This window comes from Solwaraspora sp. WMMD406, assembly GCF_029626025.1.
Classification (GTDB): Bacteria; Actinomycetota; Actinomycetes; order Mycobacteriales; family Micromonosporaceae; genus Micromonospora_E.
This window is the reverse complement of record NZ_JARUBF010000001.1, coordinates 5,467,898-5,483,568: the sequence shown is the minus strand read 5'-3', so window position 1 is coordinate 5,483,568 and position 15,671 is coordinate 5,467,898. Positions and strand designations below refer to the sequence as shown.

Genomic DNA, 15,671 nt, shown 5'->3' with positions numbered 1-15,671 from the left:
GCTGGTGCTGGCTGCCTCCCCGACCGCCGGTGCCCGTCCCTCATGCCTGCGTGCAGGCACCCCACGGCGAGGAGCGACATGACACGACAGACAACGACAGCGGGCCGCCGACGGTGGCGCGCCGGCCTGGTCGCCGGCGGCGTCACCGCCGCACTGCTCGGCGGCAGCTTCGCCGTCGCCGCCAGCGCCCACGCGGCCACCGGCTGCCGGGTGATCTACTCGGCACCGTCCCAGTGGCCCGGCGGCTTCACCGCCAACGTCGCCGTCACCAACCTCGGCGACCCGATCAGCGGCTGGCAGCTGTCCTGGACCTTCCCGTCCGGGCAACAGGTCACCCAGGCGTGGAACGCCACCATCACCAGCTCGGGCGGCCAGGTCACCGCGACCAACGTCAGCTACAACGCCAACCTCGGCACCAACGCGACCGTCTCCTTCGGTTTCAACGGTTCCTGGTCCGGCAGCAACACCGCCCCGACCTCGTTCGCGCTCAACGGCGTCACCTGCACCGGCAGCGTCGGCCCGACGACCGCACCGCCCACGACGGCACCGCCCACGACGGCACCGCCGACCACCGCGCCCCCGACGACCGCGCCCCCGACCAGCACCCCGCGCCCGCCGGGCAACCCCCAGGCGATCGTCGACGACATGCAGCCCGGCTGGAACCTCGGCAACACCCTCGACGCCACCGGCGACAACCTGGCCGGCAGCGGCGAAACGTCGTGGGGCAACCCGCTGGTCACCCAGGCGTTGATCCGCAACATCAAGGCCCAGGGCTTCAAGAGCATCCGCATCCCGACCACCTGGACCCACCACCACGGCGCGGCCCCCACTTACACGATCGATCCGACCCGGTTGGCCCGGGTCAAACAGGTCGTCGACTGGGCGCTCGCCGAGGACCTGTACGTGATGATCAACCTGCATCACGACTCGTGGCAGTGGATCCACCAGATGCCGAGCAACCGGACCACCGTCCTGGCCCGCTACAGCGCCCTGTGGACCCAGTTGGCGGCGACGTTCCGTGACTCGTCGCCCAAGCTGCACTTCGAAAGCGTCAACGAGCCGCAGTTCGCCAACAGCTCCGGCGACGCGCAGAACGCGCAGCTGCTCGACGAGCTGAACCGTCGGTTCCACCAGATCGTCCGGGGATCCGGCGGAAACAACGCCACCCGGCTGCTCATCCTGCCGACCCTGCACACCTCGTCGGACCAGGCGCGCTTGGACGAACTGGCCAGCACCTTCACCGCGTTGAACGACCCCAACCTGATCGCCACCGTGCACTACTACGGTTACTGGCCGTTCAGTGTCAACGTGGCCGGCGGATACCGGTTCGACGCCACCGCGCAACAGGACGTGATCGACTCACTCAACCGGGTGCAGAACACGTTCGTCTCCCGGGGCATCCCGGTGGTCATCGGCGAGTACGGTCTGCTCGGCTTCGACCGGCACACCGGGACCATCCAACAGGGTGAGAAGCTCAAGTTCTTCGAGTTTTTCGGTTACCACACCCGGACCCGCAAGATCGCCACCCAACTCTGGGACAACGGCCAGCACCTGGGCCGGACCAGCTTCCAGTGGAGCGACCCCGAGCTCATCGCGCAGATCAAGTCGAGCTGGACCACCCGGTCCGGCACCGCCGCCAGTGACATGATCTTCGTTCCGCGCACCGGCGGCATCACCGCAAAGACCCTCGCGCTCAACCTCAACGGTCTGACCTTCCAGAGCCTGCGACAGGGCAACACCGAGCTGGTGCGGGGGACCGACTACACGATCAGCGGCAACCAGCTGACGCTGACCGCGTCCGCCGTCACCCGACTGGTCGGCAACCGGGCGTACGGGGTGAACGCCACCCTGCACGCCCACTTTTCCGCTGGTGTGCCCTGGCGGATCAACATCCTCTCGCACGACCGGCCGGTGCTGCAGAACGCGACCGGCACCACGTCGGCGTTCAGCATTCCGACCGCCTTCAACGGCGACCAACTGGCCACGATGGAGGCGCGGTACGCCGACGGGTCCAACGCCGGCCCGCACAACTGGACGTCGTACAAGGAGTTCGACGTCACGTTCGCGCCGAACTACAGCGCCAACACCATCTCGTTGACCTCGACCTTCTTCGCCGAGGTGAACGACAACGCCCCGGTCACGCTCACCTTCCACTTCTGGAGTGGGGCGACCGTGACGTACACGGTGCGCCGTAGCGGCTCGTCCGTCACCGGCACCGCTTCGTAGGTCGCCCACCTGGTGGGTGTCGCCGGCGCGCTCGGCGGCACCCACCGCGGCGTCCGTCCCGGTCTTCGTGCGACACCGGACCGGACCGCCGCCGTCGGTCCGCAGCAGCAGTCGGGTCCGCAGCAGTCCGGTTCGCAGTCGTACGCGGTGGTCGTCGCCAGCATCATGATCACCTCCTTTCCTCGTCGCTGGTGAGGTGGTCCGGTGGACATCTGTCCTCCGGCGGGCACCAGTGGCCCGGCTCGGGGGACGGACAGTCGGCCGGCGGCAACCGGTCGGCCGGCTCACAGGGGCAGGCCCCGGTGTCGCGTACGGCGAGCAGGTCGGCGATCTCCCGCAGCCGCAACCCGAGGCGCTGGCAGCCCTGGACGAAAGCGCAGCCGTTCCACCGCTCTGGCGCCGTACAGCCGGTAGCCGGCGTCGGTCCGGTCCGGCGCCTTGCAGCAGCTAGGCAGGGTTCGTAGTAACGGATCGTGTCGGGGCGACGCCTACCGCGTCAGCCAGTTCGGCCACCCGCATGCCGGAGCGTTTCCGGCGGCGCCACGCGGCGACGAACGCGCCACGCTTTCCGGCTTCCTGCACTGGCATCGGCGGACGCTGGAGCTCAAGTGCCATGGTCTGGAGCCGGAGCAGTTGGCGCGTAGGTTGGTGCTGCCGTCGACGATGTCCCTGCTCGGGCTGGTCCGGCACATGGCGGACGTGGATCGGCACTGGTTCCGGCGGGTGATGGCCGGCGAGGACGCTGCGGGAACGTATCGACGGGGCGGTCGGGCAGTAGGGCGCGGTCTCCTGGCCGGCGAACCGTCGTGGTCAGCGGGTCCTCGGGTCACCGGGCCGGCGGCTCGGTTGTGGTGACCGGGTCGGGGTCGGGGTCGGTTGCGGTGACCGGGTGCGGCTCGGTTGCGGTGACCGGGTCCGCAGATCGCCTACCAGGCGGAACTCGGCGGCCGCGGAGATCAGCCCGAACACCGTCAGCGCCGGCAGCGTCCAGACGGCGGGCAGCGAGGCGGTCGGGTACGCCAGCACGATGACCACGCTGGCGCTGACGATCCGATACCAACTGAGCGCGCGCCAGGTACGCCACCAGTACACCTGGTTGGCGAGCAGGTAGAACCCCACCCCCCAGTAGAAGGCGTAGTGACCGAACCGGATGCCCGTCTCGTCGGGTGGCACGGCTGCCTGGTGGAGGCCGTACGCGATCAGGATGACGCAGGCGACCATCGGCAGGTGTAGGTAGGTGAACCCGTCCCGGGCGAGTCTGGCTCGGTCGACGCCGGTCTGTGCCTCCAGAGCGAGACGGGCAGAGTCGATCGTGGTGAAGTACGGCCACCACAAGGCCCCGACGGCGACCGCCGCTGTGCCGACGATGATCATGACGGTGGTCGAGATCGGCTGATCCGCGACGGCCAGACCGACCGAGATGATCGCCTCGCCGAAAGCGATGAGCATGATCAGCGCGTACCGGTCCACCCAGTGCCGGATGGAGCGGGGCCGCCATGAGTCGACCCCGGTCGGATAGCTGCCGACGAGCTGGATGGCCAGCGCCGAGACCCAGAGCAACGTGACCGCCGGAATCCCCGCCAACCGGTCGGTCGTCACCAGCTCGACCACCGCGAACCCGGCGAGCAGGACCAGCGCGGCCGTGGACGGGACGGCGTTCTGCTGTGCGAGCTCTCGCAGCACCGGTTCGGTGCGCGACGCGTGCAGGATCAGCACGGTCTGCATCAACTGACCGGCGAGATAGCAGGCGACGATGATCAGCGAGCCGGGCAGGCTGCCGGCGGCTGGTTCGAACGCCTGCGGGGTGGCGATGCCGATCACCATGATCGAGGCGGCGATGCCGATCGTCGTGATCCGGACCAGGACCGTGTCGGTGCGGACCGCGTTGGTGAGCCAGGAGTAGGAGGTCCAGGCCCACCACAGCAGTGCCAGCAGGGTCAGCCCCCGGACGATGCCCAGGACCGAGGTTTGTCGGGTCATCAACGTGGTGACCTGGATGAACGCGAAGACGAAGACCAGGTCCAGGAAGAGTTCGCGGGGAGTGACCCCGTGCAGGCGCGACGACTCGGATTCGGTCAGCCGGTGCAGTTGGGAGTGTCGGCTGCGGAACACGGTCCGGTCGGCGACGAGCATCGCCACGACGCCAACGGACAGCAGCGCCAACGAGCCCAATGGCGGGACCCGGGCGGCTACCGGGAGCAGACCCAGCAGCAGAGCGATGCCGAGGATCGGGCTGCGACCCAGCAGGCGCCCGGACAACCATTCGAAGGCGACCAGCGCCAGCAGGTAGAGCAGTACTCCGCCGAAAAGGATGACCGCGTCGGCGACGGTCCACGGGTGTTCGGTGCCGCCGGTCATGGTGGCGATCGCGTGTTTGAGGCCGAGGGCGAAGAAGATCAGCCCTCCGATCATCGGCAGGTGCAGGCCGCTGTACACGTCCCGGGCCATCCGGGTCTGGTCCACGCCGGAGCGCCGGGACAGGGCGTGCTCGGCGAGGATCTTGGCGAGGTCGAAGTAGCTCCACCACAGGGCGGTCACGACGACCAGGCCGAGTGTGGCGGCGGTGAGCAGCGGCCAGGTGACCGGGATGTCGACGCCGACCCGGCCGCCGGTACCGATCGAGATGATCGTCTCGCCCAGCGCGATCAGGACGATCAGCGCGTGCCGTTCGGCCAGGTGCCACGGCGAGACGATCTGCCAGGTGCCCCGGCCGACCGCGGTCAGGATGACGAAGTCGATGGCGAGCGCCAACGCGAACAGGATCAGCCGTACCAGGTCCCCGTCGAACCTAGGTGGCAGGTGCGGCGGTAGCAGCGCGGCGGTCAGCAGCACCGACGCCGACGCGGCGAGCGTCGCCCAGGAGATCGCGGCCGGCCGGCGGCCGGCCGGACCCTCGGACCAGCGGGACCGGGTGAGGACCACGAGTACGCTGACCCGGATGGCCAGGTAACCGACCGCCACGACGACCGGTCCGGGTAGCCTGCCCGGCAGGTCGACGAACGTCTCCGGCACGGCCACGCCGATCATCAGCACGACGGCGGCGATGCCGACCATCATCGGCGGCATGCCGCCCCGGTCCAGGTGGACGACGTTGCCGAGCCAGACGCACGAGGTCCAGCAGTGCCACAGCAGCAGGATCACCAGGACCCCGCGCAACATGCCGACCACGGTCAGGTCGGCCGCCATCAGGGTGGTGACCTTCAGGAAGGCGAACACGAAGAACAGGTCGACGAACAGTTCCATCCAGCTGATGTCACCGGTCACCAGCGGGTTGCGGCGCACCAGGCGGAGACCGCCGGCGGTCGGATGGGGGTGCGGGCTGTCGTCGTGCACGCCCCAACTCTGGCAACCATCGCCGCGTACCGGAGCGGATCGCCGGATCCGTGACCGCTGGCCGCGTCCCGGCCGGCCGATCAGGCAGGTGGTGGTGGGTCGCCGCCCGGAGCAGCCGGAGGGGGCGGGCCCCGACGTCGTTGTCGGGGCCCGCCCCCTCCGGGGCCGTTCGAGGGTCGGCTGATGGCGTGGATCAGGCCGCGTCGGCGGAGCTACCGGCCGACACGGTACGGCGGGCGGCCGGGTACCGGATGTTTTCCACCATCTCCGCGATCTCCGCCGGTGGTGGTGCGGTCAGCTTCGACACGACGATCGTGACGATGAAGTTGACGATGGCGCCGATGGTGCCGATCGCTTCCGGACTGATGTCGAAGATGTGCGGGTTGGCCTGGGTACCGAAGACCTCCAGGGTGTAGATCATGTACGCGGCGGTGAACACCATGCCGGACACCATGCCGGCTGCGGCACCGGTGGCGTTGCACCGTTTCCAGAAGATGCCGAGCACGATGATCGGGAAGAAGCTCGCCGCTGCGAGACCGAACGCGAACGCGACCACCTGGGCGACGAACGCCGGCGGGTTGATGCCGGCGTACACCGCGATCAACACCGCGAGACCCATGGCGATCCGGCCGGCGAGCAACCGCTGCTTGTCGGTCGAGTCCCGCTTGATCCGGCGGAAGTACAGGTCGTGCGAGAACGACGAGGAGATGACCAGCAGCAGACCGGCGGCGGTGGACATGGCCGCCGCCATGCCGCCGGCCGCGACCAGGCCGACGATCGGTGCGGGTAGTCCGGCGATCTCCGGGCTGGCCAGCACCAGGATGTCGTTGTTGACCACCAGATCGGCTCCGGACGCCGGGTTGTTGCTGACCGACTCGATGGTCTGGGCACCGTCGGCGAACGTGATCAGCCCGGTTGCCGCCCAGTTGTTGACCCAGGCCGGCAGGGCGTCGACCGCGATCCCGTTCACCGACTCCAGCAGGTTGAGTTTGGTGAACGCGCCCACCGCCGGGGCGGTGGTGTAGAGCAGGGCGATGAAGAACAGGGCCCAGAACGCCGAGTAGCGGGCGCCTCGGACCGTCTTCGTGGTGTAGAACCGGATGATCACGTGCGGGAGGCCGGCGGTGCCGATCATCAACGACATCGTCACCAGGAATACGTCGATCTGTGGTCGGGCCGAGAACGCCTCGGTGAACTGACTCAGTCCCATCTGGACGCTGAGCGCGTTGAGTTCGTCGAAGATCTGCCCGAAGGACACCTGCGGGATGGGAATACCGGTCATCTGCTGTGCCACCGCGATGGCGGGGATCAGATATGCGATGATCAGCACCGTGTACTGCGCCACCTGGGTCCAGGTGATGCCCTTCATGCCGCCGAGTACCGCGTACGCGAAGATGACGAGTGCCGCGACGATGACGCCGCCGGTGATGTCCAGCCCGAGGAACCGGCTGAAGACGATTCCGCCGCCCCGCATCTGACCGACGACGTAGGTGAACGAGATGATGAGCGCGGCGACGGCGGCGATGGTCCGGACGGTTTCCGAATACCGGTCACCGACGAATTCCGGCACCGTGAACTTGCCCCATTTACGCAGGTACGGGGCGATCAGCAGGGCCAACAGCACGTAGCCGCCGGTCCAGCCCATCAGGTAGATCGAGCCGTCCGATCCGAGGAAAGCGATCAACCCGGCCATCGAAATGAACGACGCGGCCGACATCCAGTCTGCGGCGACGGCGGCACCGTTGGCGATGGTGGGGATTCCCTGACCGGCGACGTAGAATCCGGTTGTTTCCTTCACCCGACTACGCCAGGCGATGTAAAGATAAACAGCGAAGGATCCGCCGATGAAGACGAGAGTCCAGGTCTGGATGGAGCTCATTTCTCGCTCCCTTCCGGCTGGCGCTCGCTCACGCCGTACTCGTTGTCGAGGCGGTCCATCATCTTGGCGTACACCAGAATCAGGATGACAAATGTGTAGATCGATCCTTGCTGGGCGAACCACAAGCCGAGCGGGAATCCGGCGATCACGATGTTGTTCAGTGGTTGGATCAGCAGGATGCCGAACACGAACGAGACGACGAACCAGATCGCCAGCAGGATCACCATGAGTCGGAGATTCCGGCGCCAGTACTGCTGTCGCCAGCCGTTGTCCGGCGGGGTCGTTGGTGGCGGCGACTCGCCGCCACCAGGGTTGTTATCGGGGGTTACCTCGGTCACTGTGGGGCCTCCTCGGTCGTCATGGGAACGGCAGGTCCGGTGACGGGCCGCGACACGGCAGACCTGCTGGTCGCCGTGCCGTGGCGGTGCCGCTGCCCGATCCGCCGCACCGCGAGCACATGTCGCCTGCCCGGCGGCTTGTGCGGTCGGTCACACCCTTAATCTGGGAAGAGAACGTGACCGAGCCCGATCAATCAAGAGTCGATCTGCTTGACGCGGGGTTGGGGCGGTAAGCGGTCTGCCGGGTCCCACGAACGGTCGACGGGGTCAGGTGAGCGGCCGGTAGGTCGGGGAAACGCGGCATATGTGGCGATTGACGAGCCGTCCAGCGGCCCGGTCCGACCACTCACCGATTGCCGGCTAGGTCACCCCGGGCGTCGCCACCTAGCATCCGGTCATGGCTGACACCGCAACCACCGCCACCGCGCCGGCACGGCGACGCGTCCTGCACGCCGGTAGCGTCGGCATGATCGTCGGCGGCCTGCTCGCGCTGGTCGGCTCACTTCTCCCGTGGGTGATCACGCCCTTCGGTTCGCTCTCGGGCACGGTCGGTCCGGGCCTGTGGACCCTCTGCGCGGGCGTCATCGCCATCGCGGGCGCGCTGCTGCCGTACCGCATGGTGGCGATCGGGCACGCGCTGCTGCCTGGCCTCGCGGTGGCCGCCATCGTCGGGTGGCAGGCCGCCCGGCTGATCTACCTCAGTTCCGCCACCGACAGCTGGGGCCAGTTGATGCCGGGGATCGGCATGGTCATGGTCGGCGGCGCGGCGGTCGTGCTACTACGCACCGCGATGCGGCTGATCACGATCCGGTAGGGCGCACCGGCGACGACTCCGATACCCAGGTGGTCGGTGCGACATTAGCCGTCCGCCGCCGCCGGAGTGCCGATTCAGGTCGGCGTACGGTGCCCGGGCGGGCCCGACGAAGCGCCGCCCATGATCATGGGTCGACCGAACGTACGGTTTCCGCAGCTGGGCCGCCGCTGAAACACTCTCGGGGTGACGTACCCCAACCCCTACCAGTCGGCACCGCAGCAACACCCGGTGCCCACCTCGGGCCAGCCGTACCAGCCCGGCGGCTACGGACCCGTCGCCGGCCCTGGCGTGGCGATGCCCAAGTCCGCCGGCGCGGCGGTCGCGCTGGAACTCGTGCCCGGTCTGTTCGGGATCTTCGGCATCGGCAACATCTACGCCGGCAAGGTTCCCACCGGCATCGTGCTGATGGTGTCCTTCTGGGTGCTGTTCTGGATCAATGTCCTGCTGACGTTCATCTTCATCGGATGGCTGACCCTGCCAGCGACCTGGGTGGCGTACCTGATCGCCGGCCCGATCCTGGCGCTGCGCGCCACCGAGAAGCACAACTCCCGACTGGTCGCCGGCTACCGCTGACCCGTCGGGTCGGCCCGATGCGCCGGGGCGGATCCTTCGACCCGCCCCGGCATCGGCCCGCCGCACTTCACTGATTCGGCGCCGTCTCGGTAGCCGGCCGCAACGGGCAGCCGCGCACCGTGTACGCGGCCAGGCCGGTCACCGCCAACACCGCCGCGCAGACCGTCGCGACGGTGGTGTCACCCGGCTGGACCAGCCAGGCGCCGAGCTGCATCCGGAGCTGCTCGCTCGGTCCCATCCACGGCATGATCGCGACGAGGGTCCAGGTCAACGGCGCGATCCAGGACAACGCGGCCCCGAGCAGCGTGGCCCCGAGCGCGGTCAGCCCGAGCAGACCGACCGTGTTGCGGACCACCACACCGAGCGGCTCGAACCGCGCCTCGGTCACCGTGGTGACCAGCAGCAGCGCGACGATCGCGGCGGCGGTGAGCAGCAGGTGGACGGCGCGGCGGACCGGCCAGCGAGCCGAGGCCGAGTGATCCAGAGCGTCGTCGGCACCGCTGAGCGTGGTGCCCAGCGCGACCGCCGCGATCAGCACGGTGACGCTGAGCACCCGGGCGTTGATCGTCTGCCCGTCGGAGAAGTACGGCCAGGCGGCCCAGACCAGGGCGCTGGCACCGGCCGCGACGACCGCGGCGAGCGGCACCCGGCGGGAGCGCAGGTACAGACCGACCCACCTCATCGGGGACCGGCCAGCAGGAGCTCCTCGAACCGGTCGTAGTCGCAGGCGAGGGCCGCCTCGCGGGCCTGCCCGGCGAGCTGGCGCTGCTGATCGGCCGGCAGCGCGGTAAGTGCCTGGTACCCGCTCTCGATCTGCTGCTTGTCCTCGGGTCGCCACCAGCTCTGCTGCTGCGGCGGCTCGCCGGCAAGCCAGGCCACCGCCACCGCCACCGCCAGGTAGGGCACCGGGTTGGAAACGGACATCATCTGGCCGGGTATGCCGCTGCTTTCCTGGCAGTCCTGCGCCCATACCGACTCCAGCAGCTCCGCCCGGAAGTACCCGTCGCCGAGATCGACCTTCCCGCCCGGGGTGAACCCGGGCCAGTCGAAGACCAGGGTGTCCATGTCGTGCCGTACCGCTGGCTGGTCAGGTGCCGCGTACGCGGCCGGTCGCGCGGTCTCCTCCGCGCGTACCGGCGGGTTGGGCAGCTTGGCCGCCGCGAGCGCGAGCGTCTCGCGGACCGGCCCGACGATGTCGGGCAGCAACGCCGCGTGTACCTTGCGGACACACACCTGCGGACCGTCGTCGTCGCAGACCAGTTCGGCGGCGGCGGGGTCGATGACCGCCGCCCCGTAGTAGCCGCCGGTGGGCAGCAGCGGCACCGCCACCGCCGCGCCGAGGACAGCGGGCAGCACCGCCAGGGCGAGCAGGCCGCGGCGGGTGGTACCGATCAGCAGCAGCGCGGTGCCGGCCAACGCGGCCAACCACACCGCCTGTAGCGCGCTGACCGAGGCCGGGAGGGTCTGCAGGTCGTCGAGGCCGCCGGAGAAGGTGGGCGTGAGCAGCAGCGCGGACGGGTCCGGCCGCGTCTTGACGAAGTTGGCGTCGTAGCCCGCCATCGAGACGAAGTCCGGCAGCAGCGCCACCACGGCGAACCCGACGACGGCAAGCACCGGTGCGGTGACGATCCGGGGTACGGCCCGGCCGGCGGCCATGCCCAGCCAGCTGGCGGCGACCATGCCCAGCCCGCCGACCGCGACGATGCCGAGCACGGTCGGGGAGAAGTAGCCGGCGCTCGACACCACCCAGATCGCCCCGACACCGGTGGCCAGCAGGTACACCACGACCATGGTGGCGGCGTAGCCGACGGCGAGCGGGAGGGTCCGCTGCCAGCGCGGGCGCACCGTGGTGGCGAACAGCTCACCGACGCGGTTGCGGTGGTCCCGCCGGCCCAGCCAGGCGCCGCCGGCCAACGCCAACGGGATCAGCAGCAGCAGCGTTCCTCGGCCGTACAGGGCCAGCTGGGTCCACCCGCTGGCGAAGAACTCGATCGACAGCAGGGTGAACGCCGCGCCGATCACCAGCAGCAGCAGGGCGATGCCGGGCACCGCCGTCCGGCGCACCTCGGTGGTCATGATCCGCCCGGTCAAGCCGACACCTGCCCCCGGTACGCCCGCAGCAGCGCCGAGTAGCCACGCTCGGTGGCGCTGTCCCCGGCGTCGCCGGCACCGCCCTGCTCGGCCAGCTGCGCGGCGCCGCCCTGCCACACCAGCCGGCCCTCGTAGACCAGCACCACGTCGGTGCAGGCCGCCGCGACGTCCTCGACCAGGTGGGTGGAGACCAGCACGCAGCTGTCCACGCCGATGTCGCGCAGCAGCTCCCGGAAGTCGAGGCGCTGTTCCGGGTCGAGTCCGACGGTCGGTTCGTCGAGCAGCAGCACCTCCGGATCGTTGACGATCGCCTGGGCGATACCGGCACGGCGCAGCATGCCGCCGGAGAGGGTCTTCAGCTTCGAGTCGGCCCGGCTGGTCAGGCCGACCCGGTCGACCGCTCGCTGCACGGCACTCGGGATCTCCCCCTTCGGCATCTCCTTGAGCCACGCCATGTACTCGACGAACTCGCGGACGGTGAACCGGGGGTAGAACCCGAAGTGCTGTGGCAGGTAGCCGAGGCGCCGACGTACCCGGCGCAGGTCGGCGCGGCCGGTGATGGGCTCACCGAGCAGGTCGAGCCGTCCGCCGCTGGGCTTCACCACGGTGGCGAGCGCCCGCATCAGAGTGGTCTTGCCGGCACCGTTGGGGCCGAGCAGTCCGTGCACGCCCGTGCCCAGTGCCAGGTCGAGCCCGTTGACGGCGACATGCCGGCCGGCCCGGACCACCAGAGCTTCGGCGTGCACCGCCCACGCGTACGTGGTCGGGGCGGTTTCCGCCGCGCTGACCGCACGCATCAAGATCTCTCCGTTCGTCGGTTTGACCGGCAGAGGTTCCGCCAGCCGAGGAAGTCGGACCAGGTGCGGCACCGGCCGCGCACCGCTGATCGGCACCGAGTAACTCTGGTCAGCGCTGGTCGATGCCCGGCCGGCGGTGGTCGGTGGCTCGGATCAGCACCACCGCGATCAGTACGCCGGTGGCCACCGCCCAGCCGGGCCAGCTGCCGGCTTCGAGGATGACCGGCAGTCGCCGGCCCGCCAGGCTCGGTGCGATGACACCGAGGGACCAGACGACCGACAGCCCCAGCGCCGCCCGGTCCACGCCGACCAGCCCGCCGAGGGCCAGCGCACCGGCGGTGAAGGCCAGGCAGGGCAGCAGCCACCGGACCGGCGAGTGCCCGGTCCACCAACTTGCCGCGGCCAGCGTCGGGACCACCGCGGTCAGGACCGCCAGGGTGCGACGCAGCAGCAGCGCCAGCCCGGTGCGGGGCATCGACGCGACCAGTTCCCAGGCCGGGTCGGTACGCCGGCTCCACGCCGCAGCCACCGGCAGCAGCGGTGCCACCGGCGCGATCAGCAGCACCAGTGACGGCATCGCGTCGAAGGTCAACTCGAACAGCGCCGCGATCACCATCAACCCGACCACCGTGGCCAGCCACGGCAGGATCCGGGCGGCGACACCGGTACGGCGCAGCAGCCACCGGTGCTTCGCTGGCGCGGGGCCGGCGGCGATGCCGGTCGCGACGCCGACCGCCACCCGGTCCAGCAACTGCCGGTCGGCCGGCTCGACGGCGTCGGCCAGTCGTGCCCGGCAGGGCGCGCAGGACTCGAGGTGCGCCTCGACCGCCCAGACCGTCGCGTCGTCGACGCCGGCGTCCCCGGTCGCGTAGCGGAAAATGAGGATCGGGGTGGGGTGAACGGTCATGACAGCGCCTCCCGTAGCGCGATCCGGGCCCGCCGCGCGTACGTCTTGACGGTTCCTTCCGGCATGCCGAGCAGCACCGAGGTTTCCCGGGTCGTCAGACCGTCGAGGACCATCGCGCGCAGCACCTGGCGCAGGTTGGCTGGCAGCGCCAGCAGCGCCTGCTCCAGGTCGGCGTCCATCCGGCCGGCGAGAGCTTCCTCCTCGGCGGCGGGTGCGACGGTGACGACGGCCTGCACCGCCGGGACCCGGTCCCGGCGGGCCCGGGCCCGGAACGCGTCGACCAGCCGCCGGGCGGCGATGGTCCACAGCCAGCCGACCGCGCTGCCCCTCGCCGCGTCCTGGGCCTGGCTGCCGGCTGACCGCCACACCGCCAGGTAGGTGTCCTGCAGCACCTCGGCCACCATGTCGTCGTCGGCACACCGCCGCCGCAGCCGGGCGGTCAGCCACGGCGAAGTCCGGCGGTACAGCTCGTCGAAGGCCCGCCGGTCGCCCCGGGCGACGCGGCGCAGCAGTTCACCCTCGTCGAGTGCGTCCAGGCTCCGTCTCACAACAGGCAAGACGATCCGCCGTACCGTCCCGGTTTTCCACGTCGGGTTACCTGGGTCACACTTCCTTACCGGGGGAGTGGTGCTGATGCGGGTGTCCGATCGGATTCGCCGGGCACGACGATCATGCGTACGGTCGGCGCGGTCGCGGTCCGCGACAGCGTCGGTGCCGCCCAGCGGCCGTACGTCTTGTCACCGGCCGGGATGGCCGGCTCTGGCTCGCCTGGTGGGATGGTGCCCGCTGGTGGTGGGACGAGCAGGGCGCACCGGCGGTCGACTCCTTCACCTCGATCGGCCAGGAGCAGGTCGTCGGGGCGGCGCTGCGGCGGGCGTCGGCGACCAGCGCCGAACATCCGCAGGCGTTCCTGCTCGACCGGCACGGTGACCTGTGGCGGCACGGTTGGCACGGCAGCGGCTGGGCCTGGACGAACCACGGTGTCGCCGGGGTCGACGGCGATCTGACGCCGGTCGGTGCCGTCGCAAGGACGCCCTGGCAGGTCCGGCCCGGCCGTACGTGTTTCTGGTCCCGCCAGCAGCCGGCCCAGTTGACCGTCCTGTGGCGCGACTGAGTGCGGTACGGCGGCCTCGCGGCCGGCCGGCCCTGGTGCGTAGAGTTTCAGGTCGCATCGGTGACGCGCCAGGGACGAGACGGGTACGGGAATGACGGTGGACGACGTACGACCGGATGGTGATCTGGCCTCGGCCGGGGTCGACCCGGCGCGGTTGGCGGTCTGCCTGGACGTCATCGAGGCGCTGTCGGCGCTGCCGTCCGACCACCCCGACGTGGTACGGGTGCAGCGGGCCACCGCCAAGCTGTACAAGTCGGTGAAACGCCAGCGGCGGGCCGAGCGGCGCGACGCCGTGCTCACCGCCGACCGGGCCGTCACCGCCGCGACCGCCACCGGGGCACCCGGGCGCATCGACGACGAGACCAAGGGCATCCCGCTGGTGTCGTCGACGGTCGGCGCCACCGCCGGCATCCTGCGCCAGCCCCGCGCCTGCTACATCTGCAAGGAGCGCTACCGTGAGGTCGACGCCTTCTACCACCAGCTCTGCCCGCCGTGCGCGAAGCTCAACCATGAGCGCCGCGACGCCCGTACCGACCTGACCGGTCGACGGGCGCTGCTCACCGGCGGCCGGGCCAAGATCGGCATGTACATCGCGTTGCGGCTGCTTCGCGACGGCGCGCACACCACGATCACCACCCGGTTCCCGCAGGACGCCGCCCGCCGGTTCGCCGCGATGGACGACAGCGACCAGTGGCTGCACCGGCTGCGGATAATCGGGGTCGACCTGCGCGACCCGGCCCAGGTGATCGCGGTCGCCGACGCGGTCGCCGCGCAGGGGCCGCTGGACATCCTGATCAACAACGCGGCGCAGACGGTCCGGCGCAGCCCCGGCGCGTACGCCCACCTGGTCTCCGCCGAGTCGGCGCCGCTGCCCGACGGGCCGCTGCCGGAGATCGTCAGCTTCGCGCCGGCCGGCGGGCGAGGCAACGCCGCGACGGCGATCGCCACCGGGGCGCCGCAGTCGTCGGCGATCACCCCGCAGGCGCTCACCGCGCTGGCGTTGACCAGCGGCTCGGCCACCCCGGACCGGATCGCCCTGGCCACCGCGATCGACGCCGGTGGGCTGGTGCCCGACCTCGACCCGGTGAACAGTTGGGTGCAGCGGGTGCACGAGGTCGACGCGGTGGAGTTGCTGGAGGTGCAGCTGTGCAACTCCGTCGCGCCGTTCATCCTGATCAGCCGGCTGCGCCCGACGATGGCCGCCGCGCCGGCCCGGCGCAAGTACGTGGTGAACGTGTCGGCGATGGAGGGAGTGTTCAGTCGGGGCTACAAGGGACCTGGTCATCCGCACACCAACATGGCCAAGGCCGCGCTGAACATGCTGACCCGTACCAGCGCCCGGGAGATGCTGACCGACGGCATCCTGATGACCGCCGTCGACACCGGCTGGATCACCGACGAACGGCCGCACCCGACGAAGATGCGCCTGGCCGACGAGGGCTTCCACGCCCCGCTGGACCTGGTCGACGGCGCCGCCCGGGTGTACGACCCGATCGTGCGGGGCGAGCAGGGCGAGGATCTGTTCGGCTGCTTCCTGAAGGACTACGCTCCCGCCGCCTGGTGACGACGGGGCAGGGCGCGTGTCGGCCGAACACCCGA

Annotated in this window: 15 protein-coding genes; 6 read left to right on the top strand and 9 right to left on the bottom strand. The window is 70.2% G+C overall.

Annotation, left to right across the window (positions count from 1 at the left end; all coding sequences use genetic code 11):
- Nucleotides 1–78 precede the first annotated feature (78 nt).
- The 3 genes from O7632_RS24225 (at nt 79) to O7632_RS24215 (ending at nt 3,081) form a co-directional block, all read left to right on the top strand.
- Complete coding sequence (locus tag O7632_RS24225) at nt 79–2,226, top strand: cellulase family glycosylhydrolase (RefSeq protein WP_278117499.1); 2,148 nt, start codon at nt 79–81, stop codon at nt 2,224–2,226.
- A gap of 12 nt (nt 2,227–2,238) precedes the next feature.
- Nucleotides 2,239–2,421 carry a hypothetical protein gene (locus O7632_RS24220; protein WP_278117498.1) on the top strand — a complete coding sequence of 61 codons (183 nt, stop codon included), beginning with the start codon at nt 2,239–2,241 and terminating at the stop codon, nt 2,419–2,421.
- Nucleotides 2,422–2,664: 243 nt separating this feature from the next.
- On the top strand, nt 2,665–3,081 hold the full coding sequence (locus O7632_RS24215) for a DUF664 domain-containing protein (protein WP_278117496.1): 417 nt from the start codon (nt 2,665–2,667) through the stop codon (nt 3,079–3,081).
- On the opposite strand, the gene O7632_RS24210 is transcribed toward O7632_RS24215, so the two are convergent.
- The 3 genes from O7632_RS24210 to O7632_RS24200 all read right to left on the bottom strand — a co-directional run bounded on the left by O7632_RS24210 (nt 3,037) and on the right by O7632_RS24200 (nt 7,776).
- Nucleotides 3,037–5,559, bottom strand: coding sequence for a low temperature requirement protein A (locus O7632_RS24210; RefSeq protein ID WP_278117495.1), 2,523 nt, complete (start codon nt 5,557–5,559; stop codon nt 3,037–3,039). The genes O7632_RS24215 and O7632_RS24210 overlap by 45 nt on opposite strands.
- 193 nt (nt 5,560–5,752) lie before the next feature.
- A complete protein-coding gene (locus O7632_RS24205) occupies nt 5,753–7,438 on the bottom strand; it encodes a sodium:solute symporter family protein (protein ID WP_278117493.1) in 1,686 nt (561 codons plus the stop codon).
- The gene (locus tag O7632_RS24200; RefSeq protein ID WP_278117492.1) at nt 7,435–7,776 is read right to left on the bottom strand and encodes a DUF4212 domain-containing protein; all 342 of its coding nucleotides are present in this window, start codon (nt 7,774–7,776) and stop codon (nt 7,435–7,437) included. The genes O7632_RS24205 and O7632_RS24200 overlap by 4 nt, the downstream gene beginning before the upstream one ends.
- 397 nt (nt 7,777–8,173) lie before the next feature.
- On the opposite strand from O7632_RS24200, the gene O7632_RS24195 reads away from it, so the two are divergent.
- Together O7632_RS24195 and O7632_RS24190 are read left to right on the top strand one after the other, a co-directional pair.
- Nucleotides 8,174–8,590, top strand: a complete 417-nt coding sequence (locus tag O7632_RS24195; protein WP_278117490.1) for a hypothetical protein — start codon at nt 8,174–8,176, stop codon at nt 8,588–8,590.
- A 183-nt stretch (nt 8,591–8,773) separates the two neighbouring features.
- Nucleotides 8,774–9,163 carry a hypothetical protein gene (locus tag O7632_RS24190; RefSeq protein ID WP_278117488.1) on the top strand — a complete coding sequence of 130 codons (390 nt, stop codon included), beginning with the start codon at nt 8,774–8,776 and terminating at the stop codon, nt 9,161–9,163.
- 67 nt (nt 9,164–9,230) lie between these two features.
- Here O7632_RS24190 and O7632_RS24185 read toward each other — a convergent pair whose 3' ends face one another.
- The 6 genes from O7632_RS24185 to O7632_RS24160 form a co-directional block, all read right to left on the bottom strand.
- A complete protein-coding gene (locus O7632_RS24185) occupies nt 9,231–9,845 on the bottom strand; it encodes a hypothetical protein (protein ID WP_278117486.1) in 615 nt (204 codons plus the stop codon).
- Nucleotides 9,842–11,254, bottom strand: a complete 1,413-nt coding sequence (locus O7632_RS24180; protein ID WP_278117485.1) for a hypothetical protein — start codon at nt 11,252–11,254, stop codon at nt 9,842–9,844. The genes O7632_RS24185 and O7632_RS24180 overlap by 4 nt, the downstream gene beginning before the upstream one ends.
- Nucleotides 11,251–12,051, bottom strand: a complete 801-nt coding sequence (locus tag O7632_RS24175; protein WP_278117483.1) for an ABC transporter ATP-binding protein — start codon at nt 12,049–12,051, stop codon at nt 11,251–11,253. The genes O7632_RS24180 and O7632_RS24175 overlap by 4 nt, the downstream gene beginning before the upstream one ends.
- A 109-nt stretch (nt 12,052–12,160) precedes the next feature.
- The gene (locus tag O7632_RS24170) at nt 12,161–12,958 is read right to left on the bottom strand and encodes a hypothetical protein (protein WP_278117482.1); all 798 of its coding nucleotides are present in this window, start codon (nt 12,956–12,958) and stop codon (nt 12,161–12,163) included.
- Nucleotides 12,955–13,506, bottom strand: coding sequence for an RNA polymerase sigma factor (locus tag O7632_RS24165; RefSeq protein WP_278117481.1), 552 nt, complete (start codon nt 13,504–13,506; stop codon nt 12,955–12,957). The genes O7632_RS24170 and O7632_RS24165 overlap by 4 nt, the downstream gene beginning before the upstream one ends.
- 65 nt (nt 13,507–13,571) lie before the next feature.
- Complete coding sequence (locus O7632_RS24160; protein WP_278117479.1) at nt 13,572–13,901, bottom strand: hypothetical protein; 330 nt, start codon at nt 13,899–13,901, stop codon at nt 13,572–13,574.
- A gap of 262 nt (nt 13,902–14,163) precedes the next feature.
- Here O7632_RS24160 and O7632_RS24155 point away from each other — a divergent pair, with 262 nt between their 5' ends.
- Complete coding sequence (locus tag O7632_RS24155; RefSeq protein WP_278117477.1) at nt 14,164–15,636, top strand: SDR family NAD(P)-dependent oxidoreductase; 1,473 nt, start codon at nt 14,164–14,166, stop codon at nt 15,634–15,636.
- Nucleotides 15,637–15,671: the final 35 nt, after the last annotated feature.